Raw genomic sequence first — 22,739 nt, 5'->3', positions numbered from 1 at the left:
GCGCAGGTCAGGGGCTGGTAGAGGGGGGTTCCTGAGGGGGTGCGGGCGTTGCCGAAGAGCTGGTGGACCAGGCCGAGCTCCATGGGGAGTACGCCGTGTCTTACGAGGACGGCGAGCTTGTGGGGCTTGTTGGTGGGTGCGCCGGTCATGGGGTGATCCTCACAGCGCTTTCCTTCCCCAACCCCGCCCCTTCCCGAATGTTTCCGGCTTCGCCGGCCTGTGCGTACCGGAAGATCACCGGCTCCGCCGAGTTCGTCCTCAAACGCCGGACGGGCTGAAGATTTCGCCGGGCCGGGCTGGATAGACCAACCCTCACGCCCCCACCCCCCGCGAAACCGTATAGATCACCAACCCCGCCAACGACCCCACCACCGTGCCGTTGATCCGGATGAACTGCAGGTCGCGCCCAATATGCGCCTCGATCTTCTTCGACGTGTGCTCCGCGTCCCAGCCCGCCACCGTGTCCGTGATCAGGGACGTGATCTCGTTCCGGTACGTCGTCACCACGTACACCGCCGCGCCCTCCACCCAGCCGTCGACCTTCTCCTGGAGTCGCGCGTCCGTCGACATGCGTGCGCCCAGCGAGAGCAGGGCGGCCCGCACCCGTAGGCGCAACTCGCTGCGTTCGTCCTCCGCCGCCGCCACGATCATCTGGCGTACCGCCGACCACGCCGACGCGATCAGGTCCTGCACCTCGCCGCGGCCGAGCACCTCGCGCTTGAGGCGTTCGACCCGCTCGCGGGTGTCGGAGTCGGACTGGAGGTCGGCGGCGAAGTCGGCGAGGAAGCGGTCGACCGCGCCGCGCGCGGGGTGCTCCGGCATGTCCCGCATCTCGGCGAGGAAGCGGAGCAGTTCCTTGTAGACGCGCTCGCCGACCCTCTTGTCGACGAACCTCGGGGTCCAGCCGGGGGCGCCGCCCTGCACCGCGTCCATGACCGACTCGTCGTGCTCCACCAGCCAGTCGTGGGCGCGTACGCAGACCAGGTCCACGACGCGTTTGTGGCCGCCGTCCGCGACGACCTTCTCCAGCATTTTCCCGATGCCCGGCGCGATCTCCTGGGCGTCGGCACGGCGCGTGATCGCCTCGCCGACGACCGCCTGGACGTCGGAGTCGCGCAGGACCGTCAAGGCGCCGCGCAGCGCCGTCGCCAGTTCGGCCGTCACCCGGTCGGCGTGATCGGGCTCCGCCAGCCAGGCGCCCAGGCGGCTGCCGATGCCCACCGCTCGCAGGCGGTCGCGTACGACAGAGGAAGAAAGGAAGTTCTCGCCTACGAAGTCACCCAAGGACGCGCCCAGTTGGTCCTTCTTGTTCGGGATGATGGCCGTGTGGGGGATGGGGATGCCCAGCGGGTGGCGGAAGAGCGCGGTGACCGCGAACCAGTCGGCGAGCGCGCCGACCATGCCCGCCTCGGCGGCCGCGGCGACATAGCCCGCCCAGGCTCCGGCGCCCGAGTTCTGCGCCCATTTCGCCAGTACGTAGACGAGCGCGACGAAGACGAGGAGGCCGGTCGCGGTGATCTTCATCCGGCGGACGCCGCGCTGCTTCTCCTCGTCGGCGGGGCTGTACGTGAAGCCGCCCCCAACGCCTCCCCCGCGCGACGGGCCGTCCGCGGCGCGTGAAGCGCGCGGGCCACGGGCATGCTGCCCAATGTCCGCTTGCACCGCCTGTGACGGTTCTGCCGCATCCTCCGGATTTGATGGTTTCGTACGATCCACTCAATCCACCTGGCCCGTTCGCGTCGTCCTCATCCGCATTGTCCCCGGCTCCGCGCACCCCTTCCTGGCGAGCGCCTCCCTTCCTGACGACTCCTGGAACGGACCACAAGTTCCCGGCGTCTGAGTGGACGGAGGGGGGCAGTGTCGGCCGCCTCACGGCCCATGACGCATCATGGGGTGATCACATCGGAGCCTCGGGCTCCCCCTGCTCGAGGAGACAAAGCCCGCATGACCAAGCGTCACGGTTATGCCCTGCTTGCCGCGGTCCTCGCGGTCATAGTGGTGATTTCTGCCGCCATATACGTTGGTGTGTCGCGCACCGACGACGGTTCGCAGGACACCATCAGCGCGGGTCCGCGCTCTCCGCGCAACTCCGCGGCGCCGGCCTCCGCGGGCACCTGGGTCGGCACCTGGGCGGCGTCCCCCGCGGCCGCCGAACCGAACACGCATCAGCGCGGGTACGCGGGCCGCTCGATCCGTAACGTCGTGCACACCAGCGTCGGCGGCGACAGCGCCCGCATCACCCTGTCGAACCTGTACGGGCGCCAGCCGCTGAGCATCACGCACGCCTCGATCGCCGTCGCCGCCGGGGCGAACAACCCGGCCGTGGCGCCGGGCACGCTGCGCCGCCTGAACTTCAACGGCAACACGTCGGTGGTGGTCCCCGCGGGGCAGCAAGTGATGAGCGACGCGGTCCGGTTGCGGGTGCCGCACGACAGTGATCTGCTGGTCACGACGTTCTCGCCGACGCCGTCGGGCCCGGCCACCTTCCACCCGCACGCCCGCCAGGTCAGCTTCGTCGCCGAGGGCGACCGCACAGAGGACCCGAACGGCCAGGCGTACGACCAGCAGAGCACCTCGTGGCGCTATCTGTCGGCCGTGGACGTCCTGAGCAACGAGTCGGACGGCACCGTCGTCGTCTTCGGCGACTCGCTCACCGACGGCATCTCCTCCACCATCGGCGCCAACGCCCGCTGGACCGACGTCCTCGCCGACCGGCTGCGCGAGGAGTCGGGCGGCCCGCGCTACGGCGTCGTGAACGAGGGCATCAGCGGCAACCGCGTCCTCTCGGACGGGAACGGGACGCCCGCGGACAACCCGAGCGGCCTCTCCCGCTTCGACCGTGACGTACTGAACCGAACGGGTGTCAAGGCCGTCGTGATCGCGCTCGGCGTCAACGACATCCTGCGCAACCCGCACCAGAACGACCCCGACCGGATCGTCGAGGGCCTGCGCGAGCTGACCCGGCAGGCGCACACCCGCGGGCTGCGGGTCGTGGGCGCGACGCTCATGCCCTTCGGGGGACACCGGGGGTACGAGCCGCAGCTCGAGAACGTGCGGCAGGCGGTGAACAAGGAGATCCGGGACGGGAACGTCTTCGACGAGTTCGTCGACTTCGACAAGGCCCTGCGGGATCCGTACGACCCCCGCAAGCTGCGGAGCCAGTACGACTCGGGCGATCACCTGCACCCCAGCGACGCGGGCTACCGGCGGATGGCCGAGACGTTCAACCTCGCGCACCTGCGGGGTTCCGCGGCCGCCGAGCTGTAGGCCGCCGAGCTGTAGGCCGCCGAGCTGTAGTTCCAGGGCCCCCTCGACGGGCTCTGGCTCACTCCTCCTCGTGCCTGCGCCGGTGCAGCTCGTGCCGCTCCTCCCGCCGCTCCAGGCGCTCCCGACGGCGCTCCTCCTTGAGCCGCAGCTTCTCCGTCCTGCGGAGCTTGCGGTCCACGCCGACGCCGCCCATCAGGGCGAAGCCCTTGACGAGCACGCGCGGTGAGCCGGGGGTGCCCACGCCCGTCGCCTTGTCGTCGAAGCCGCCCATGATGCCGAAGCCCTTGACCACGACGTCCATCTCGGGCGGCACGATGACCTGCATGCCGCCCATGATCGTGTAGCAGCGGATCTCCACGTCACGGGAGGCGAACCGCGCCTCTCGCAGGTCGATCTCGCCGCCGCCCCACAGGGCGAACGCGGTGAAGACCCGGCCGATCGTCCAGCCGCCCTTGCGGCTGAACCCGCTCCAGAAGGCGAAGGCCCCGGTCGACGTGGGCTCGCCGCCCATCCGCTGCGCCCAGTCGATGGCGGCGGGATCGTCGCTCCCCGGCCGCTTCACCATCGACACCTTGGCGTCGAGCGCGTCGAGCGCCTCGAGCGCCTCGAGCGCCTCGTGCGACGGCAGATCGCGGGTGATGGGCGCCAACTCGCCGTACGTACGCGCCTTGTACGTCGCGTCGAGGCGCTCCTCGAACTCCGTCATGTCGAGGCGGCCCTCGGCCATCGCGTCCCGGAGTTGTTCGGCGACCCGCTCGCGGTCGGCGTCGGATGCCCGGAGGTCGGGGCGTTCGTCACTCATGCCCCGCAGCCTACGAGGTCGCCTTCTCCGCGTACATCTTGGCGATGACCGCCTCGATGTCCGGCTCCCTGACGGAGAGATCGGCCAGCGGATACTCGGCCGCGATCCGCGCGACGAGCGGGGCTGCCGACTCCGCCGCCGGGAAGGCGAGCCACTGCCGCGGCCCCTCCACCTTCACCACCCGCGCCGACTCGGCCTCGATGGGCGGAAGTTCACGCTCCAGGTCCACCACCAGGGTGCGCTCGCTCTCCCCCACCTCGTGCAGCCCGGAGAGGGCCCCGTCGTACATCAGACGCCCGTGGTCGATGACCATCACGCGCTTGCAGAGCTGCTCGATGTCGGTCAGGTCGTGGGTGGTCAGCAGGACGGTCGTGCCCGCCTCGGCGTTCAAGTCCCGCAGGAATCCACGGACTTTGGCCTTGCTGATCACATCGAGGCCGATCGTCGGCTCGTCCAGGTACAGGACCTCCGGATCGTGCAGGAGCGCCGCCGCGATGTCGCCGCGCATCCGCTGCCCGAGGGAGAGCTGCCGCACGGGCACGTCCAACAGGGCGTCCAGCTCGAGGAGTTCGACGCACCGGTCGAGGTTCTCCTTGAAGCGGGCGTCCGGGACCCGGTACATCCGGTGCATCAGGCGGTACGAGTCGATCAGCGGCAGGTCCCACCACAGGGTGGTGCGCTGGCCGAAGACCACGCCGATGCGCCGCGCGAGGCGGGTGCGCTCACGGGACGGGTCGATGCCCGCGACCCGCAGCCGGCCGCCGCTCGGCGTGAGGATCCCCGTCAGCATCTTGATCGTCGTCGACTTGCCCGCGCCGTTCGGCCCGATGTAGCCGACCATCTCGCCGCGCGGCACGGTGAAGCTGATGCCGTCCACGGCCCGCACCTCGTGCTTCTCGCGCCGCAGGAAACCGGTCTTCTTGCGTACGTCGAAGACCTTCTCGACGCCCTCGAGCTCAATGAGGTCTGCTTCCACGGCGGTTCAGCTCCCAGTGCTGCGGTACGAACGAAGGCCCGTGCGCCAGGCGAGACCGGCCAGGGCAAGACATGCCGCGGCCACCAGCGGCGGCGTGAACGCCACCCACGCCGGCAGGTCCAGCGGATAGGGCCGCCCCAGGACGTACAGCGCGGGCAGCCAGTTCACGAAGGCCAGCGGCAGGACGAAGGTGACGCCCCGCACCAGGTCCTTGGCGAAGACGGTCGGCGGGTACTGGAGCAGCGTGGTGCCGCCGTACGTGAAGGCGTTCTGCACCTCGGCCGCGTCCTGCGCCACGAACTGGAAGGCCCCGCCCGCCACGAACACGGAGGCGAAGATGGCAGCGCCGCAGACCAGCATCAGCGGCACCATCAGGACCTTCAGCGGGGTCCATTCGATGTCCAAAACCACGAGCGCGTACGCGAGGACGAGCGCCCCCTGGGTGACGCGTCCGATCCTGTGCAGCCCGAAGCGGTCGCCCGCGACCTGCGCGATCACCGGGGCGGGCCGCACCAGGAGGGTGTCGAGGGTGCCGTCGCGTACCCGCCTGCCGAGCCGGTCCATGGATCCGATGGCGAGGTCCGCGAAGCCGAACGCGGTGGACGACGCGCCGTACAGAAAGGCGATCTCGGGCAGCGAGTAGCCGCCGAGCCGGTCCACCTGGGAGAACATCAGCAGGATCGCCACGAAGTCGAAGGCGGTCACCGCGAGGTTGCCGAGCGCGGTCATCGCGAAGGACAGGCGGTAGGTCATGAGGGAGCGGATCCACATGGCGGAGATCAGCCGGTAGGCGCGCAGCCCGTCCCGCACCTGTGCCAGGTCAGCCACCCTGGACCACCACCCGTCGCGTGGCCACGGACTGCAGCAGCCGCCCTGCCGAGAGCAGTGCCGCCGCCCAGCCGATCTGGAAGGCGTACGTCCACAGCAGGCCCGTGCCCGTGTGCTTGCCCAGGAACACGTCGACGGGCACCTGGAGCAGCGCCGACCAGGGCAGTGCGCGGGCGAACTCGCCGAGCGCGCCCGGGAAGACGTTCAGCGGAAGCAGCATGCCGGAGAAGAAGGTGCCCGCGAGCATCGCCACCTGGGTGGTGCCCGCTCCGTCCATCAGCCAGAACGCGGAGAGCGCCACCAGGAACCGGATCGCGAAGCTGACCACCATGCCGAGCGCGACGGCCACCAGGAACGCCAGCCAGCGCGCCGCGTCCGTGGGCAGCGCCAGGTCGAAGACGAGGGAGCCGACCACCATCGGCACGACACCACGCCCGAGCAGCTGGAACAGCGCCCGGCCCAGGTCGGTCGCCAGCCACCAGGCCTGCGGATCGGCGGGCCGGTACAGGTCGATGGCGATGTCCCCGGTGCGGATCCGCTCGATCAGCTCGCCCTCGAATCCGCCGCCCATCAGCGCCATGACCGTGAGCAGCCCCTGCCCCAGCCACACGTACGTCAGCGCCTGCGCCTGGTCGTAACCGCCGAGCCCCGGGCGTTCGTCCCAGAGGGCGATGTAGGTGTACGCGAGGATCAGCCCGAAGACGGTGTTCGTGAAGACCCCGGCCAGGGTCGCGATCCGGTAGGTGGCGTACCGCCTGAAGCCTCCTCGGGCGACGGCCGCGTACAAGCGGAACCGTCCTGTACGCACACGCATCCCCTTTAGCGAGAGCCTTGCCCTCTTCCGGGCCAAAGGGTCGGAGCCTAGTGCGGTCGATGGCGCCGTGCCAGGCAATTTCCACGCCCGACGCGTGCCTGGCGCGGAACGCGCGAAGCGACAGTGTGCAATGGGTCGTACGAGGCGTACGTGACGTACGACGCGAACCGGGAGTTCCACCAGACATGAGCAGCGACGAGCCGCAGCAGCAGGGTGCCGAAGGGCCCGAGGGCTGGGCGCCCCGCGAACCCGTGGACACTCCTGGCGCCGATGAACAGACGGGGAAGAAGGGCGAGAAGGGCCAGAAAGGCCAGAAAGGCCAGAAGCCCAAGCGCCCCAAGCGCAAGGGCTGGCGGCGGATCTTCCCCACCTGGCGCATGGTCCTCGGCGGCTTCATCCTGATCATCCTGCTCTGCGTCGGCGGCTTCGCCGCCGGCTATCTCATCGTCGACATCCCGCCGGCCAACACGGCGGCGACCGCGCAGAGCAACGTGTACCTGTACGCCGACGGCACCCAACTCGCCCGCGACGGCGAGGTCAACCGCGAGAACGTCCCCCTCAGCCAGATCCCCAAGAAGGTCCAGCACGCCGCGCTGGCCGCCGAGGACCGGGACTTCTACAGCGAGTCCGCCATCGACCCCAAGGCGATGATCCGCGCGGCCTGGAACACCGTCACCGGCAAGGGCAAACAGTCCGGCTCCACGATCACCCAGCAGTTCGTCAAGAACTACTACCTGGGCCAGGAGCAGACGGTCACCCGCAAGGTGAAGGAGTTCTTCATCTCGATCAAGCTGGACCGCGAGGTGAGCAAGGACGACATCCTGGCCGGCTACCTCAACACCAGCTACTTCGGGCGCAACGCGTACGGCGTGCAGGCCGCGGCCCAGGCGTACTTCGGCAAGGACGTCGACGACCTGGACACCGCGCAGGGCGCCTACCTCGCGACGCTCCTCAACTCCCCCAACGCGTACGACGTCGCGACGCACCCCGAGAACAAGCCGCGCGCCGTGGGCCGCTGGAACTACGTCCTCGACGGCATGGTCAAGGAGGGCTGGCTCAGCGCGGCCGACCGGGCGAACGTGAAGTTCCCCAAGCCCAAGGAGGCCAAGGGCGCGTCCGGCCTCTCCGGGCAGCGGGGCTATCTCGTGCAGGCCGTCGAGGACTATCTGACGACCAACGACATCGTCGACGAGGACACCCTCGCCAAGGGCGGCTACCGCATCACCACCACGCTCCAGAAGGACCGCCAGGACGCCTTCAAGGAGGCGGTCGACGACCAGGTGATGTCGAAGGTCGACAAGGACGCCCGCAAGGTCGACCGCAACGTCCGCGCGGGCGGCGCCTCGATCGACCCGGACACCGGCAAGGTCGTCGCGATGTACGGCGGCATCGACTACACGAAGCAGTACGTCAACAACGCCACCCGCCGCGACTATCAAGTGGGCTCCACCTTCAAGCCGTTCGTCTTCACCTCGGCCGTGGAGAACGGCTCGGTCACCCAGGACGGCCGCACGATCACCCCGAACACCATCTACGACGGCACCGACCAGCGCCCCGTACAGGGCTGGGACGGCGGGACGTACGCCCCCGAGAACGAGGACAACGTCGACTACGGCAACATCACCGTCCGCGAGGCCACCGACAAGTCCGTCAACTCGGTCTACGCGCAGATGGCCGTCGACGTCGGCTCGGACAAGGTCAAGGACACGGCCGTCGCCCTGGGCATCCCCGAGTCCACCCCCGACCTGACCGCTTCCCCCTCCATCGCGCTCGGCCCGTCCACGGCCTCCGTCCTGGACATGACGGAGGCGTACGCGACGCTCGCCAACCACGGCAGGCACGGCACGTACACGATGGTCGAGAAGGTCACCAAGGACGGCCAGGAAGTCGACCTGCCCGAGCAGAACACCGAGCAGGCGGTGAGCCGCGAGGCCGCCGACACCACCACGTCCGTCCTGCAGAGCGTCGTCGACGGCGGCACCGGCACGGCCGCACAGGCCGCGGGCCGCCCGGCGGCGGGCAAGACCGGAACCGCCGAGGAGGACAAGGCGGCCTGGTTCGCGGGCTACACCCCGGAGCTGGCCACGGTGGTCGCCGTGATGGGCCAGGACCCGGACACGGGCGCGCACGCCCCGCTGTACGGGGCGCTCGGCCAGCCCCGCATCAACGGCGGCGCCTACCCGGCGCAGATCTGGGCGCAGTTCACCAGGGACGCCCTGGAGGGCGAGCCGGTGCAGGACTTCGCCCTGGTCCTGGAGGAGGGCGCCGACCTGCCGGTGATCCCGGACCCGACGGACATCGGCGAGGACCCGACGACGGGCGGGGCGACCACGGGCGGGGAGGAGACGCCCGGCCAGGACCAGGGCCAGACCCAGGGTCAGGACCAGGGCCAGACGCAAGGCCAGGACCAGGGGCAGACGCAGGGCCAGGACCAAGGCCAGACCCGGGGTCAGACGGGCGGTGGGGCGGTCGACGGCGGAGCGGTCGACGGGGGCCAGACCGAAGGCGGCCAGACCGAAGGGGGCGAGACCCAGGGCGGCCAGACCGACGGCGGCACCGCGGACGGCGGCACCACCGACGGGGGCGGCGCCCTGGGCGGCCTGACGGACGACTCGGCCACCAGAAGGCAGAGCACCAGGCCCGAGTGATCCCTAGTGCCCCAAGGTCGTCTTTAGTGCCCCGAGGTCGCCTTGAGCCCCACCACAGCGACCAGCAAGAGCACCACGAAGAAGATCCGGGCGGCGGTGGCCGGCTCACCGAGCACCATCATCCCGACCACCGCCGCACCGGCGGCACCGATGCCGACCCAGACGCCGTACGCCGTACCGATGGGCAGCGTCTTGGCGGCCTGCGACAGCAGCATCATGCTCACGACGATCCCGAGTCCGGTGAACACGCTCGGCCACAGCCGCGTGAACCCCTCGGTGAACTTCATCCCGATCGACCAGCCCACTTCGAGCAGACCGGCGACGATCAACAGAACCCAGGCCACGACGGCACCTCCGACACGTAGGAACGCTCGATCGCGTTCTTGATGGGGGTGCGTCGTCTTTGCGAAAACCCGGTACGGCGCGTCTCGTCGGGTCCCTCAAAGGTAGCAAAGAACACGCAAAAGGGGCTGGTGACGATGGTCACCAGCCCCTTTCGGAGTCGTAGAACGGGACTGCTACAGATAAAGACCCGTCGAGTCCTCCGACCCCTCGAACCGATCGGCGGCCACGGCATGCAGATCACGCTCGCGCATCAGCACGTACGCGACACCACGCACCTCGACCTCGGCCCGGTCCTCGGGGTCGTACAGCACCCGGTCACCCGGCTCCACACCCCGCACGTTCTGCCCGACGGCGACGACCTCGGCCCAGGCCAGACGCCTGCCGACGGCGGCGGTCGCGGGGATCAGGATGCCGCCGCCCGACTTGCGCTCGCCCTCGGCGGTGTCCTGCCGCACGAGCACACGGTCGTGCAGCATCCGGATGGGCAGCTTGTCGTCGTGGGAACCGCGTCCCTGGCTGTTGGCGCTCACGCCCCGAACCTACCTGCCGTGGACACGCCCGTACGATCCCGGGTCAGCCCTTGCGGCGCCGCGAGGACACGGTGAGCAGCCCCACGAGCCCCACGGCCACCAGCGCGACCGGCACGATGCGCTCGAGCCGCGGCGCCCCGTCCGCCGAGACCAACTTGCCCTTCACATCGGAGATGAGCCGATTCGCCCCGACGTACACCCGACCAAGGGAGTTGTCGAAGCCCGCCACGACCTTGGCCTTGGCATCCCCGACGATCGTCTTGGGGTGGACCCGCACCCCGATCTCGTCGAGCGTCTCGGCGAGCGTCTCGCGACGGCGCTTGATGTCCGCCTCGATCTGCGCCGGGGTCCTGATATCCGACGTGTCCGACACCGCGCTGCCTCCATGGTCGTGTCCGGCTGTACCCCCGACAGTCTGTCAGCTCTCCGCGCACCGCACCCCACGGCACCCCTATTACGCTCGGCTCCATCACCACACGTTTTGACGAACACCCCGTGCGAGGAGACCGAAGATGAGCGAGCGACTGCAGCCCGGCGACACAGCCCCCGCCTTCACCCTGCCCGACGCCGACGGCAAGGACGTCTCCCTCGCCGCCCACAAGGGCCGCAAGGTCATCGTCTACTTCTACCCGGCCGCCCTCACGCCCGGCTGCACCAAGCAGGCCTGCGACTTCACGGACAACTTGGACGTCCTCGCGGCGGCGGGCTACGACGTGATCGGCGTCTCCCCCGACAAGCCGGAGAAGCTGGCGAAGTTCCGCGAGAAGGAGAGCCTGAAGGTCACGCTGGTCGGCGACCCGTCGAAGTCCGTCCTTGAGGAGTACGGCGCCTTCGGCGAGAAGAAGCTGTACGGCAAGACGGTGACGGGCGTGATCCGCTCGACGATCGTGGTCGACGAGGCGGGCAAGGTGGAACACGCCTTCTACAACGTGAAGGCGACGGGCCACGTGGCCAAGATCATCAGGGACCTGGGGGTCTGAGGCTCCTCCTCCCCAGCCCTCAGTCAGCCTCAGCCGCCTGCCCGGTACGATGGCGGGCGGCTAGCGGCGGTGGCGCAACGGCGACGCAGCAGACTTAGGATCTGTGGCCCTTGATCGGGCTTGAGGGTTCGAATCCCTTCCGCCGCACATAAACGGCCTGCGAATCGGAAGATCGATCCGCAGGCCGTTCCTGTGCCCGTCAGCCCAACAACTCCCGGACCACCGGCACCAACGCCCGAAACGCCTTCCCCCGATGGCTGATCGCGTTCTTCTCCTCGGCGGAGAGCTCCGCGCAGGTCCGCGTCTCGCCCTCCGGCTGGAGGATCGGGTCGTACCCGAAACCGTTCGCGCCGGACGGGGCGTGGCGCAGCACACCGCGCAACTGGCCCTCCACCACCCGCTCGCGGCCGTCCGGCAGGGCCAGGGCCGCCGCGCAGGCGAAGTGGGCCGCGCGGTGGATGTCGGCGTCGATGTCGGCGAGTTGGGCCAGGAGGAGGTCCAGGTTCGCGCGGTCGTCGCCGTGCTTGCCCGCCCAGCGGGCGGAGAAGATGCCGGGGGCGCCGCCGAGTACGTCGACGCAGAGGCCGGAGTCGTCGGCGACGGCGGGGAGGCCGGTGGCGCGGGCGAGCGCGTGCGCCTTCAGCAGGGCGTTCTCGGCGAAAGTCACGCCGGTTTCTCTGACGTCGGGGATCTCGGGGTACGCGTCCGCGCCGACGAGGTCGTGAGGCAGACCTGCGTCGGCGAGGATCGACCTGAGTTCCGTGATCTTGCCGGTGTTGCGGGTGGCGAGGATGAGGCGGGTCATGGCCACCAGTATCCGCGCCCGCTTTCCGCTACGGCGTGCAGACCTTGGTCAGTTCGCCGGCCGCATCTATCACCGGGCCGACGTCCGGTGTCGCGTCGCCGTCCTTGATGGCCTGGCGGACGTTGTCGACGGCCTTGTCGACGTTGTCGACGGCCTTGTCCACGTCGGCGTCGTCGGTCTTGTCGCCGATCTCGTCGAGGTTCTTGCCGATGTCGTCGAGCGCCTTGTCGGCCTGTGTCGGGTCGTTGGCCGCGCCCTCGACGGCCGTCTTCAGGTCATCGACGCTGTCGGCGATCGAGTCGGCGGTCTGGACGCAGTCCATCGCCTTGTTGACGGCGTCGCAGCCGACGAGGCCGATACCTGCCGGCACGGCGATCAGGACGGCGGTGACGGCGGTGGCGATACGGCGGTGGCGCGCGGCCATGGTTCGGTCCCTCCCCAGGGGTGCGGACGGGCGCACGGCTTGGCCCGCGCGCCCGTACTCGTTAGAACGCCCCTAAGGGGCCTGATGGTTGCTTACTGAGTGGCTTCGAGCCGAGTGGCTTCGAGTGCCTCGCGCTGGAGCGCGGCCAGATCCTCGCAGCCACCGACCGCGAGGTCGAGCAGTGCGTTGAGCTCCTTGCGGTCGAACGGCTCGGCCTCGGCGGTGCCCTGGACCTCGACGAAGCGGCCGTCGCCGGTGCAGACGACGTTCATGTCGGTGTCGGCCTTGACGTCTTCCTCGTAGCAGAGGTCGAGGAGCGGTACGCCGCCGACGATGCCGACGGAGACCGCGGAGACGGTGTCGGTCAGCGGCTTGCGGCCGTGCTTGATGAGCTTCTTGCCCTGGGCCCAGGCGACGGCGTCGGCGAGGGCGACGTACGCGCCGGTGATGGCGGCGGTGCGGGTGCCGCCGTCGGCCTGGAGGACGTCACAGTCCAGGACGATGGTGTTCTCGCCGAGCGCCTTGTAGTCGATGACGGCGCGCAGGGACCGGCCGATGAGGCGGCTGATCTCGTGGGTGCGGCCGCCGATCTTGCCGCGTACGGATTCGCGGTCGCCGCGGGTGTTGGTGGAGCGCGGCAGCATCGAGTACTCGGCGGTGACCCAGCCCTCGCCGCTGCCCTTGCGCCAGCGCGGCACGCCTTCGGTGACGGAGGCGGTGCAGAAGACCTTGGTGTCGCCGAAGGAGATGAGGACGGAGCCCTCGGCGTGCTTGCTCCAGCCGCGTTCGATGGTGATGGGGCGGAGCTGTTCGGGGGTGCGGCCGTCGATGCGGGGCGTTGAGGACATGCGGCTGAGCCTATCCGGACATGGCTGAGGGGCCCCGCCATGTGGCAGGGGCCCCTGACCGGTGAGTTCAGAGACTCACATCATGTCTTCGATGTCCGCGGCGATCGGGTCGGCGTCCGTGCCGATGACGACCTGGATCGCGGTGCCCATCTTGACGACGCCGTGGGCGCCCGCGGCCTTCAGCGCGGCCTCGTCGACGAGGCTCGGGTCGTGGACCTCGGTGCGAAGGCGGGTGATGCAGCCCTCGATCTCGTCGATGTTGTCGATGCCGCCGAGCCCGGCAACGATCTTCTCAGCCTTGCTGGCCATGGTGTTCTCCCTGTTCCTAAGGACGCGGCCTCACCACACCGTAGGTCCGCTTTGTCACGGTAACGCACGGTTGGAGCATCTTCGCGGGCGGTTACGGCACTCGTGCCCAATGATGACGATCAAGGTGTCGCCCCTCCCGGGACGGCTTCCCCACCCGTTCCGCAACTGGTCTACACCAGTTTTCGACGACCGCCAAACCTGGCTCGTTCCGGGAGGACGCCCATGAGCGCGAACGCTGCCGCAGCACCCCGGTCGAGCCCCTGGAACACCTTCTTCCAAGGCCTCCAGAAGATGGGGCGCAGCCTGCAGTTGCCCATCGCCGTGCTCCCTGCCGCCGGCATCGTCAACCGCCTCGGGCAGCCCGACGTCTTCGGCGACGACGGCCTCGGCTGGACCGATGTCGCCAGGGTCTTCGCGGGCGCGGGCGGCGCCCTGCTCGACGCCGACCTGGGTCTGCCGCTGCTGTTCTGCATCGGTGTCGCGATCGGCATGGCCAAGAAGGCGGACGGCTCGACGGCGCTCGCGGCGGTGGCCGGCTTCCTCGTCTACCGGGGTGTGCTGCGCGCGTTCCCGGTCGACTGCCCGGGCGGGTCGAAGGCGGTGATGACGGGCTGTCAGATCGAGGACGGGACCGTGACCGTCTACACGTACCAGAACCCGGGCGTCTTCGGCGGCATCATCATGGGCCTGCTCGCGTCCTTCTTCTGGGTCCGCTACCACCGCACCAAGCTGGTCTCCTGGCTCGGCTTCTTCAACGGCCGCCGGCTCGTCCCCATCATCATGGCGTTCATCGGCATCGTCTTCGCGGTGCTGTGCCTGTGGGTCTGGCCGCCGGTCGGTGACGGCCTGGAGAGCTTCTCCAACTGGCTGGAGGATCTGGGTGCTTGGGGTTCGGGCATCTTCGGTGTCGCCAACCGCGCCCTGCTCGTGATCGGCCTGCACCAGTTCCTGAACGTCCCGCTGTGGTTCCAGTTCGGCTCGTACACCAAGCCGGACGGCACCACGGTGCACGGCGACATCAACATGTTCCTCAGCGGGGACCCGAGCGCCGGCATCTACCAGACCGGCTTCTTCCCGATCATGATGTTCGCCCTCCCTGCGGCCTGCCTCGCGATGTACCACTGCGCGCGGCCGGAGCGGCGCAAGGCGGTCGGCGGCATGATGGTCTCGCTGGCGCTGACGTCGTTCGTCACGGGCATCACCGAGCCGATCGAGTACTCCTTCGTCTTCATCGCGCCGCTCCTCTATGTCGTGCACGCGGTGCTGACCGGCGTCTCGATGGCGGTGACCTGGGGGCTGGGCGTCAAGGACGGCTTCAGCTTCTCCGCGGGCCTGATCGACTACGTGATCAACTGGGGCCTGGCGACCAAGCCATGGATGATCATTCCGATCGGTCTGGGCTTCGCGCTCGTGTACTACGTGATCTTCCGCTTCGCGATCACCAAGTTCGATCTGACGACCCCGGGCCGCGAGCCCGAGGACGAGGTCGAGGACGTCACCAAGGCCTGACCGCCCGTCCCTCGCGCCCTCTTCGAAAGTCCCCCGGATCCTCGATCCGGGGGACTTTTGTCGTTCATTTCGCGTTATGGCCGACCCCACAAAACTCGTGGGTTCCTTACGTCACCTTCACCGTGCTACAACAGGTCTACACCACTTAATGGTGTAGACCATGCGGCCGTGCGCCGTGACCCCCGGAGACGCCGCCGTCTTCCACTTCCCTGTCCCAGGCGGCGCCTTGCCCACTGGAGGAAGTTGTGTCCACGGCCAGTTCCGCTCCCGCGGCGGAGAAGAAGAAGGGCGCCGGCGCGATGGCTGTCATGCAGCGCATCGGCCGCAGCCTGATGCTGCCGGTCGCCGTGCTGCCCGCAGGCGCCCTGCTCGTCCGCCTCGGCAACCCCGACATGCTGGGACGCGAGTCGTTCCCGGCCTTCGTCACGAAGATCGCCGGCTTCATGGCCGCGGGCGGCAACGCCATTCTCGACAACATGGCGCTGCTGTTCGCCGTCGGCATCGCGATCGGCTTCGCCAAGAAGTCGGACGGCTCGACCGCGCTCGCCGCCGTCACCGGCTACCTGGTCTTCAAGAACGTGCTCGCCACGTTCACCGACCCGAACCTGGAAAAGATCGCCAAGGTCGTCGACGGCAAGATAGTCATGACCGAGGCACCGGTGGACGCCAAGGTCCTCGGCGGCGTCGTCATGGGCATCGTCGTCGCCCTGCTCTACCAGAAGTTCTACCGGACCAAGCTGCCCGACTGGGCCGGCTTCTTCGGCGGCCGCCGCCTCGTCCCGATCCTGTCGGCCTTCGCGGGCCTGCTCCTCGGCATCGTCTTCGGCTACATCTGGCCGGTCCTCGGCACGGGTCTGCACAACTTCGGGGAGTGGCTCGTCGGTTCGGGCGCCGTGGGCGCGGGCATCTTCGGTGTCGCCAACCGCGCGCTGATCCCGGTCGGCATGCACCACCTCCTGAACTCCTTCCCGTGGTTCCAGGCCGGTTCGTACGAGGGCAAGAGCGGCGACATCAACCGCTTCCTGGCCGGTGACCCGACCGCGGGACAGTTCATGACCGGCTTCTTCCCGATCATGATGTTCGCCCTCCCGGCGGCCTGCCTCGCGATCGTCCACTGCGCACGCCCCGAGCGCCGCAAGGTCGTCGGCGGCATGATGTTCTCGCTCGCGCTCACGGCGTTCGTGACCGGTGTGACCGAGCCGATCGAGTTCACCTTCATGTTCATCGCGCCGGTCCTGTACGCGATCCACGCGGTGCTCACCGGTGTCTCCATGGCGCTGACCTGGGCGCTCGGCATGAAGGACGGCTTCGGCTTCTCGGCGGGAGCGGTCGACTTCTTCCTCAACCTCGGCATCGCGAGCAACCCATGGGGCCTGGCCCTTGTCGGCCTCTGCTTCGCGGCGGTCTACTACGTGGTCTTCCGCTTCGCGATCACCAAGTGGAACCTTCCGACGCCGGGCCGCGAGTCCGACGAGGAGCTCGCCGAGCTCCTGAAGGCCGAGTCGAAGTAGGTCGAAGCACCTCCGCCGCACTTCGCGACGACACGACAAAGCCCCTCGCCGTTTCGGTACCGACGGCGAGGGGCTTTGTCGTGCTCTGCGGGCCGCCCTAGATCTCGTACGACCTGCCCGGCACCGCGATCTCGGCGGGGCCCCCGTACACCGCACGGGCGTCCGCCAGGTTGACCTGCGGGTCCGTCCACGGCGGGATGTGGGTGAGCACGAGCCGCCGCGCGTCGGCCCGCCGGGCGGACTCGCCCGCCTCACGGCCGGTCAGGTGCAGGTCGGGGATGCTCTCCTTGCCGTGCGTGAAGGCCGCCTCGCAGAGGAAGAGATCGGTGTCCGCGGCGAGTTCGTCGAGCGCGTCGCACACACCGGTGTCTCCCGAGTACGTGAGTGCCTTGCCGCCGTGCTCGACGCGGATGGCGTACGCCTCCACCGGGTGCCGCATCTTCTCCGTACGGACCGTGAAGGGGCCGATCTCGAACGAGGCCGGCTTGACCGTGTGGAAGTCGAAGACCTCGCTCATCGAGGAGGCCGACGGCGTGTCCGCGTACGCGGTCGTCAGACGCTGCTCGGTGCCTTCGGGGCCGTAGACCGGGATGGGGGCGCAGCGGCCGCCGTCGTGCCGGTAGTAGCGCGCCACGAAATAGGCGCACATGTCGATGCAGTGGTCGGCGTGCAGATGGCTGAGGAAGATCGCGTCGAGGTCGTAGAGACCGACATGGCGCTGCAGCTCGCCCAGGGCGCCATTGCCCATGTCGAGAAGCAGCCGGAAGCCGTCGGCCTCGACGAGGTAGCTCGAGCAGGCCGAGTCCGCGGACGGAAACGACCCCGAGCAGCCGACGACGGTGAGCTTCATGGAGCTGGAACCTCCGGGGGCGAAACGGGGGTTGTGCGGGGGCCTTGAGGGGGCTCGCGAAGAAAACCTGCGCGAGGCTCTCGTGGAATTCTTCGATCCGTCGAGCGTAAGGCGCAAAACTGCCGGTCGCTCCTCCGTCGCGGGCCGTTGTGGGGGAACTCACCTGCGCTGTCACCGGTTCGGCTGCCATCGGCGCCCGGTTGTTCGAGTTCAGGCCCGGGGCACATCCAGCGCACGTCCAGGGGACGTCCAGGGCACGCACGCCGCGTTGCGCCGGACGGCGCAGCGCGGCTCAGCTGCGCTCGCTGTCGGCCGTGTACGGATTTAGCGTCGGAAAGCAAGATCGGAAAGCAGGAGCTGTCGCCAACGGTGAATCGAGGAATCCGCACATGGCCGTGTTGGTACACAACCAAAGCGCCGACTGGACCCGGGAGCTTTACGAGGCAACCTTCGACCGGGTGATCCCGGACCGCACGAATCCACCCGCCGGGCTCATCGCCCACTTCGGGGCGCCTCGCGATGCGGGTGGCTGGCAAGTCATCGACGTATGGGAGTCGGAAGACGCGTTCCGGCGCTTCCTGGACGGGACGGTCGTCCCGGCCGCGACGGAGCTTGGAGCGCCGCCGTTCGACACCGTGGTCGTCGAGCTTCACAACTCCCTGATCCCGGCGGCCCCGTAGGGAGCCGAGCGCGGGAGGGGGTGCGCGCCGGTACCGTCAGCGGTATGGATACGTCATGGTGGCTCGCGCTCGCCGCTGTGGTGGTGCTTGCCGTCGTCGCCGTGCTGATGGACGGCTGGGGGCGCGGGCCTCGCGGAACCCGCGGGCCTCGCGGGCGGGCCACCCGGCCGCCGGGCCGGCCGCGGCCCCGGGGGGCGCGGCAGCCGGTGCCCGCGCCGAAGCCCGCGGAGATCTGGTGGGCGAAGGTGCCGTACGAGGACGGGCCCGGGGGCAAGGACCGGCCCTGTCTCGTGCTGTCCGTGCGGGGCGACAGCGCGGTCGTCGCGAAGATCACCAGTAAGTACCACGACGAGCGGGCCGGGGTGATCCCGCTGCCGCCCGGCTCGGTCGGGGACGCGCACGGCCGGCCCAGTTTCCTGGAGACGGACGAGTTGCGGGACGTGCCGGTGTGGGAGTTCCGGAGGCGGGCGGGGATCGTGGACCCGGCACTCTGGGATCAGGTGCGGTACCTGGCGGGGTAGCCCTGGCCCGCAGCCCTGGCCGGTAGCCCTGGCCGGTAGCCCTGGCCGGTAGCCCTGGCCGGTAGCCCTGGCCGGTAGCCCTCACAAACGCCGGACGGGCTGGAAAAAGATCCAGCCCGTCCGGCGTTTGTGAGGGAGCCTCAGAGACCCCTACGCCCAGAGTTGCCCCTGCAGCGTCTCGATCGCCGCCTCCGTCGTCGGCGCCGTGTAGACGCCCGTCGACAGGTACTTCCAGCCGCCGTCGGCCACGACGAAGACGATGTCGGCGGACTCCCCCGCCGCCACCGCCTTCTTGCCCACGCCGATCGCGGCGTGCAGTGCGGCCCCGGTCGAGACGCCCGCGAAGATGCCCTCCTGCTGGAGCAGCTCCCGCGTCCGGGTCACCGCGTCCGCCGAGCCGACGGAGAAGCGGCTCGTCAGGACGGAGGCGTCGTACAGCTCGGGGACGAAGCCCTCGTCCAGGTTGCGCAGGCCGTAGACGAGGTCGTCGTAGCGGGGCTCCGCCGCGACGATCTTGATGTCCGGCTTCTGCTCGCGCAGGAAACGGCCGACGCCCATCAGCGTGCCCGTCGTGCCGAGCCCCGCCACGAAGTGGGTGACCGAGGGGAGGTCCGCGAGGATCTCCGGGCCGGTCGTCGCGTAGTGCGCGCCCGCGTTGTCCGGGTTCCCGTACTGGTAGAGCATCACCCAGTCCGGGTGCTCCGCCGCCAGCTCCTTGGCGACGCGCACCGCCGTGTTGGAGCCGCCGGCCGCCGGGGAGGAGATGATCTCCGCGCCCCACATGGCGAGGAGGTCACGCCGCTCCTGCGAGGTGTTCTCCGGCATGACGCACACGATGTTGTAGCCCTTGAGCTTGGCCGCCATCGCGAGCGAGATGCCCGTGTTGCCGGACGTCGGCTCGAGGATCGTGCAGCCGGGCGTCAACCGCCCGTCCTTCTCCGCCTGTTCGACCATGTGCAGCGCCGGGCGGTCCTTGATGGAACCGGTCGGGTTCCGGTCCTCCAGCTTCGCCCAGATGCGGACGTCGTGGGACAGATAGAGCTCTGCCAGGCGCGGCAGGCGGACCAGGGGCGTGTTGCCCACGGCCGCCAGCGGGGAGTCGTAGCGAGGCATCCGGGATCAGACCATGCCGCCGGCCACGGCCGGGAGGATCGTGACGTTGTCGCCGTCGGTGAGCTTGGTGGTGATGCCGTCCAGGAAGCGGACGTCCTCGTCGTTCAGGTACACGTTCACGAAGCGGCGCAGCTTGTCGCCGTCGACGATGCGCTCGGCGATGCCCGCGTGCCGCGAGTCGAGGTCGGCGAAGAGCGCGGCGAGGGTGTCACCACTGCCCTGGACGGCCTTCTCGCCGTCGGTGTAGGTGCGGAGGATGGTCGGGATGCGGACCTCGATGGCCATGGCTGAGGGCTCCTGTCGGGAGAGTCACGTGGGTGGGCGCGCGGCGGCCCGGTCGTGCGGGTGCGTAGTGCGAGATGCGTGGTGCAAGGGGCAGGACGCGGATGTGGCGCCGCGGCTCACGGCCGTACGGCGGCAGCGGTCAGCGCGGACAGATCGCGCTCGAGAGCCTGCACAGATCGACGTGCAGACGCGCAACGAGCAGCATGCCCGGCATCTTGTCGCTCACGTCGTGGGGAACCATGCGGTCATCGTATCGATTCCCGGTCCGGGTTCTGGAATGTGATCTCACATGGTGGACGAATTGCGTCCACCATGCGGACGGGGAGGGTGCCGTGCCCGGATCGGTGGGGGTGAGGTCAGTATGCCTGGACGACCTTCACCTCTTCCTCGGTGACCTCGCCCTCGACGATCCGGTAGGAGCGGAACTGGAAGTCGCCGGCGCCGTCGGTGTCCGCCGTGGAGACCAGGACGTAGTGCGCGGCGGGCTCGTTCGCGTACGTGATGTCGGTGCGCGAGGGGTACGCCTCGGTCGCCGTGTGCGAGTGGTAGACGATCACCGGCTCCTCGTCGCGGTCGTCCATCTCGCGGTAGAGCTTGAGGAGGTCGCCCGAGTCGAACTCGTAGAACGTGGGCGAGCGGGCCGCGTTCAGCATCGGGATGAAGCGCTCGGCGCGGTCGGTGCCCGCGGGGCCCGCGACCACGCCGCAGGCCTCGTCGGGGTGGTCCTGGCGCGCGTGCGCGACGATCTGGTCGTGGAGGGCCTGGGTCAGGGTCAGCATGGGAGCCAGGATAAGCAGAGGGGCCGATCCGTACCGAGGGATGGTACGGATCGGCCCACATGCTGGGATCAGCGGGGATCAGGCGGGAGTCAGGCGGGAGTCAGGACTTGATCGCGTCCTGCGGCTCGGCGTAGCCGCCGCCCGTCGACTGCCCGTTGCGCTTCTGCATGACCAGGTAGCCGACGCCCAGGATGAGCGCCCACACCGGGGCGGCGTAGAGCGAGATGCGGGCGTCCTTGTCGATGCCCATCATCACGATCACCATGCCGATGAAGAGCAGCGCGAACCAGCTCGTGTACGGCGCTCCCGGCGCCCGGAAGGTGGACTGCGGCAGCTCCCCGCGGTCGGCCTTGCGGCGGTACTTGATCTGGCAGACCAGGATCATGATCCAGGCCCACATGCCGGAGATGGTCGCGAAGGAGACGACGTAGTTGAACGCCTCGCCCGGCCACTGGTAGTTGATCCAGACGCCGACCAGCATCAGTGCGGCGGAGAAGGTGGTGCCGACCAGCGGCAGGCCGTTCTTCGTCAGCTTGGTGAAGAACTGCGGGCCCTGGCCGTTCAGCGCCAGGTCACGCAGCATGCGGCCGGTGGAGTACATACCGGAGTTGCAGGAGGAGAGCGCGGCCGTCAGGACGACGAAGTTGACGATCGCGGCGCCGACGCCGAGACCCATCTTGTCGAAGGCGGCGACGAACGGCGAGACGCCCGGCACGAACTGCGTCCACGGCACGACCGACAGGATCATGATCAGCGCGCCGACGTAGAAGACGGCGATGCGCCACGGCACGGTGTTGATGGCCTTGGGCAGGACGGTCTTCGGGTCCTTGGACTCGCCCGCGGTGACGCCGACGAGCTCGACGGCGAGGAAGGCGAACATCACGATCTGCAGCGTCATCAGCGTGGAGCCGATGCCGTTCGGGAAGAACCCGCCCTGGTCCCACAGGTGGCTCACGGACGCGGTGTCACCGGCGTCGGAGAAGCCGATCGTGAGGATGCCGGCGCAGATGAGGATCATGCCGATGATCGCGGTGACCTTGACCATCGAGAACCAGAACTCGAGCTCACCGAAGAGCTTCACGGAGATCAGGTTGGCGCCGTACAGAATGACCGTGAAGATCAGCGCGTACGCCCATTGCGGGATGCTGCCATGCGTCCAGAACTGCATGTATTGAGCGGCCGCTGTGACTTCCGTGATGCCGGTGACGACCCAGAAGAGCCAGTACGTCCAGCCGGTCACGTAGCCGAAGAACGGGCCGATGAACTCGCGCGCGTACTCCGAGAAGGAGCCCGAGACGGCGCGGTACATGAGCAGCTCGCCCAGGGCCCGCATGATGAAGAAGATGACGAGGCCGGCGATGGCGTACGCCAGGATGAGGCTGGGTCCTGCCTTGTGAATGGCCTTGCCCGCGCCGAGGAACAGGCCGGTGCCGATGGCACCGCCGATCGCGATCATCTGGATCTGCCGGGCCCCGAGCCCGCGCTGATAGCCCTCGCCGGATGAACCGGCCGAGCCATGGGCCTGATCGGCCTCATTGCCGTCGTGATGCTCTTCGACCTGCACTGAGGTCATGGTGACGCCTTTCTCCACGCTGATCCGTGCCCGCAAGTCTGCGTATGGCCACGGATCAGGTCCTGATCCCCCCGGATATGGATGGAGTGCTACCGGCGGTCTGCCGGCCCGAGCGCCATCGGTGACATGGGTGGCGTCGCCGAGTGGTCGTGAAGATTTATCACGGCCGCAACAGTGATCGGTTCAGCCGCGTGTGGCGCAGGCCACTGGAAGAAGCGGACAAAATTCCCCCGCGGCGTCATACGGGGGCATTGAAGTGACGTGATCGTTATCCGGATTTGAGGTCCCGCTGAGCGAACACCTGTTGCAGGTGCCGTCTACATCGATTTTCGGCCCGGGTGA

25 protein-coding genes, 1 tRNA gene, 1 pseudogene and 1 riboswitch are annotated in these 22,739 nt (G+C 68.9%); of the genes and pseudogenes, 8 read left to right on the top strand and 19 right to left on the bottom strand.

Annotated features, from left to right (window positions below; translation table 11 throughout):
- Both E2651_RS45205 and E2651_RS10980 read right to left on the bottom strand, forming a co-directional pair.
- Positions 1-149 (bottom strand): annotated as a pseudogene (locus E2651_RS45205) (AraC family transcriptional regulator); the annotation flags it as partial.
- Positions 150-312: 163 nt separating this feature from the next.
- Positions 313-1,524, bottom strand: a complete 1,212-nt coding sequence (locus E2651_RS10980; RefSeq protein ID WP_135330883.1) for a DUF445 domain-containing protein — start codon at positions 1,522-1,524, stop codon at positions 313-315.
- A gap of 420 nt (positions 1,525-1,944) precedes the next feature.
- Here E2651_RS10980 and E2651_RS10975 point away from each other — a divergent pair, with 420 nt between their 5' ends.
- Entirely contained in the window at positions 1,945-3,267 is a 1,323-nt protein-coding gene (locus E2651_RS10975; protein WP_135330876.1) for an SGNH/GDSL hydrolase family protein, read from the top strand.
- 58 nt (positions 3,268-3,325) lie between these two features.
- Here the strand turns inward: E2651_RS10975 and E2651_RS10970 are convergent, their stop codons facing one another.
- The 4 genes from E2651_RS10970 to E2651_RS10955 are packed head-to-tail and all read right to left on the bottom strand — an operon-like array spanning position 3,326 to position 6,687.
- Positions 3,326-4,069, bottom strand: coding sequence for a DUF1707 domain-containing protein (locus E2651_RS10970; RefSeq protein ID WP_135330875.1), 744 nt, complete (start codon positions 4,067-4,069; stop codon positions 3,326-3,328).
- Positions 4,070-4,079: 10 nt separating this feature from the next.
- Positions 4,080-5,045 carry an ATP-binding cassette domain-containing protein gene (locus E2651_RS10965; protein WP_135330874.1) on the bottom strand — a complete coding sequence of 322 codons (966 nt, stop codon included), beginning with the start codon at positions 5,043-5,045 and terminating at the stop codon, positions 4,080-4,082.
- Positions 5,046-5,051: 6 nt separating this feature from the next.
- Positions 5,052-5,816: an ABC transporter permease gene (locus tag E2651_RS10960; RefSeq protein ID WP_135330882.1), complete on the bottom strand. Its 765-nt coding sequence runs from the start codon at positions 5,814-5,816 to the stop codon at positions 5,052-5,054.
- Between the two features lie 49 nt (positions 5,817-5,865).
- Positions 5,866-6,687, bottom strand: a complete 822-nt coding sequence (locus tag E2651_RS10955; RefSeq protein ID WP_135330873.1) for an ABC-2 family transporter protein — start codon at positions 6,685-6,687, stop codon at positions 5,866-5,868.
- 185 nt (positions 6,688-6,872) lie between these two features.
- On the opposite strand from E2651_RS10955, the gene E2651_RS10950 reads away from it, so the two are divergent.
- On the top strand, positions 6,873-9,335 hold the full coding sequence (locus E2651_RS10950; RefSeq protein ID WP_135330872.1) for a transglycosylase domain-containing protein: 2,463 nt from the start codon (positions 6,873-6,875) through the stop codon (positions 9,333-9,335).
- Between the two features lie 23 nt (positions 9,336-9,358).
- Here the strand turns inward: E2651_RS10950 and E2651_RS10945 are convergent, their stop codons facing one another.
- The 3 genes from E2651_RS10945 to E2651_RS10935 form a co-directional block, all read right to left on the bottom strand.
- Positions 9,359-9,679 carry a multidrug efflux SMR transporter gene (locus E2651_RS10945; protein WP_135330871.1) on the bottom strand — a complete coding sequence of 107 codons (321 nt, stop codon included), beginning with the start codon at positions 9,677-9,679 and terminating at the stop codon, positions 9,359-9,361.
- 47 nt (positions 9,680-9,726) lie between these two features.
- Positions 9,727-9,795: riboswitch (guanidine-III (ykkC-III) riboswitch) on the bottom strand.
- 58 nt (positions 9,796-9,853) lie between these two features.
- Entirely contained in the window at positions 9,854-10,156 is a 303-nt protein-coding gene (locus E2651_RS10940) for a co-chaperone GroES (protein WP_135330881.1), read from the bottom strand.
- A 97-nt stretch (positions 10,157-10,253) separates the two neighbouring features.
- Positions 10,254-10,583 carry a DUF3618 domain-containing protein gene (locus E2651_RS10935; protein ID WP_135330870.1) on the bottom strand — a complete coding sequence of 110 codons (330 nt, stop codon included), beginning with the start codon at positions 10,581-10,583 and terminating at the stop codon, positions 10,254-10,256.
- 139 nt (positions 10,584-10,722) lie between these two features.
- On the opposite strand from E2651_RS10935, the gene bcp reads away from it, so the two are divergent.
- Together bcp and E2651_RS10925 are read left to right on the top strand one after the other, a co-directional pair.
- The gene (gene bcp / locus E2651_RS10930; RefSeq protein WP_135330869.1) at positions 10,723-11,190 is read left to right on the top strand and encodes a thioredoxin-dependent thiol peroxidase; all 468 of its coding nucleotides are present in this window, start codon (positions 10,723-10,725) and stop codon (positions 11,188-11,190) included.
- Between the two features lie 63 nt (positions 11,191-11,253).
- A tRNA-Leu gene (locus E2651_RS10925) sits at positions 11,254-11,337 on the top strand.
- A gap of 52 nt (positions 11,338-11,389) precedes the next feature.
- Here E2651_RS10925 and rdgB read toward each other — a convergent pair.
- The 4 genes from rdgB to E2651_RS10905 all read right to left on the bottom strand — a co-directional run bounded on the left by rdgB (position 11,390) and on the right by E2651_RS10905 (position 13,576).
- The gene (gene rdgB, locus E2651_RS10920; protein ID WP_135330868.1) at positions 11,390-11,995 is read right to left on the bottom strand and encodes an RdgB/HAM1 family non-canonical purine NTP pyrophosphatase; all 606 of its coding nucleotides are present in this window, start codon (positions 11,993-11,995) and stop codon (positions 11,390-11,392) included.
- Positions 11,996-12,023: 28 nt separating this feature from the next.
- On the bottom strand, positions 12,024-12,419 hold the full coding sequence (locus E2651_RS10915; protein ID WP_135330867.1) for a hypothetical protein: 396 nt from the start codon (positions 12,417-12,419) through the stop codon (positions 12,024-12,026).
- 92 nt (positions 12,420-12,511) lie between these two features.
- Positions 12,512-13,267 carry a ribonuclease PH gene (gene rph, locus E2651_RS10910; protein ID WP_135330866.1) on the bottom strand — a complete coding sequence of 252 codons (756 nt, stop codon included), beginning with the start codon at positions 13,265-13,267 and terminating at the stop codon, positions 12,512-12,514.
- Positions 13,268-13,342: 75 nt separating this feature from the next.
- Positions 13,343-13,576, bottom strand: coding sequence for a PTS glucose/sucrose transporter subunit IIB (locus tag E2651_RS10905; protein WP_135330865.1), 234 nt, complete (start codon positions 13,574-13,576; stop codon positions 13,343-13,345).
- Between the two features lie 222 nt (positions 13,577-13,798).
- Between E2651_RS10905 and E2651_RS10900 the strand changes: the two genes are divergently transcribed.
- Positions 13,799-15,085: a PTS transporter subunit EIIC gene (locus E2651_RS10900; protein WP_135330864.1), complete on the top strand. Its 1,287-nt coding sequence runs from the start codon at positions 13,799-13,801 to the stop codon at positions 15,083-15,085.
- A gap of 245 nt (positions 15,086-15,330) precedes the next feature.
- On the top strand, positions 15,331-16,596 hold the full coding sequence (locus tag E2651_RS10895; protein ID WP_135330863.1) for a PTS transporter subunit EIIC: 1,266 nt from the start codon (positions 15,331-15,333) through the stop codon (positions 16,594-16,596).
- Positions 16,597-16,693: 97 nt separating this feature from the next.
- Here the strand turns inward: E2651_RS10895 and E2651_RS10890 are convergent, their stop codons facing one another.
- Positions 16,694-17,446: an MBL fold metallo-hydrolase gene (locus E2651_RS10890; RefSeq protein ID WP_135330862.1), complete on the bottom strand. Its 753-nt coding sequence runs from the start codon at positions 17,444-17,446 to the stop codon at positions 16,694-16,696.
- Between the two features lie 389 nt (positions 17,447-17,835).
- Between E2651_RS10890 and E2651_RS10880 the strand changes: the two genes are divergently transcribed.
- Positions 17,836-18,126 (top strand): hypothetical protein, encoded by a 291-nt coding sequence (locus E2651_RS10880; protein WP_135330861.1) that lies wholly within the window; start codon positions 17,836-17,838, stop codon positions 18,124-18,126.
- Positions 18,127-18,170: 44 nt separating this feature from the next.
- The gene (locus E2651_RS10875; protein ID WP_135330860.1) at positions 18,171-18,647 is read left to right on the top strand and encodes a type II toxin-antitoxin system PemK/MazF family toxin; all 477 of its coding nucleotides are present in this window, start codon (positions 18,171-18,173) and stop codon (positions 18,645-18,647) included.
- Between the two features lie 150 nt (positions 18,648-18,797).
- On the opposite strand, the gene E2651_RS10870 is transcribed toward E2651_RS10875, so the two are convergent.
- The 5 genes from E2651_RS10870 to E2651_RS10850 form a co-directional block, all read right to left on the bottom strand.
- On the bottom strand, positions 18,798-19,760 hold the full coding sequence (locus E2651_RS10870) for a cysteine synthase (protein ID WP_135330859.1): 963 nt from the start codon (positions 19,758-19,760) through the stop codon (positions 18,798-18,800).
- A 6-nt stretch (positions 19,761-19,766) separates the two neighbouring features.
- A complete protein-coding gene (locus E2651_RS10865) occupies positions 19,767-20,045 on the bottom strand; it encodes a MoaD/ThiS family protein (RefSeq protein WP_135330858.1) in 279 nt (92 codons plus the stop codon).
- Between the two features lie 139 nt (positions 20,046-20,184).
- Entirely contained in the window at positions 20,185-20,286 is a 102-nt protein-coding gene (locus tag E2651_RS46105; RefSeq protein WP_323178622.1) for a putative leader peptide, read from the bottom strand.
- 115 nt (positions 20,287-20,401) lie between these two features.
- Positions 20,402-20,824, bottom strand: a complete 423-nt coding sequence (locus E2651_RS10855; protein WP_135330856.1) for a M67 family metallopeptidase — start codon at positions 20,822-20,824, stop codon at positions 20,402-20,404.
- Between the two features lie 100 nt (positions 20,825-20,924).
- Positions 20,925-22,397, bottom strand: coding sequence for an amino acid permease (locus E2651_RS10850; protein WP_135330855.1), 1,473 nt, complete (start codon positions 22,395-22,397; stop codon positions 20,925-20,927).
- Between the last annotated feature and the right edge of the window lie 342 nt (positions 22,398-22,739).

Origin of the sequence: Streptomyces sp. MZ04 (genome assembly GCF_004684775.1) — a bacterium.
Classification (GTDB): domain Bacteria; phylum Actinomycetota; class Actinomycetes; order Streptomycetales; family Streptomycetaceae; genus Streptomyces.
Note: the sequence above shows the minus strand (reverse complement) of the source record. Positions and strands in the feature narration are given on the sequence as shown.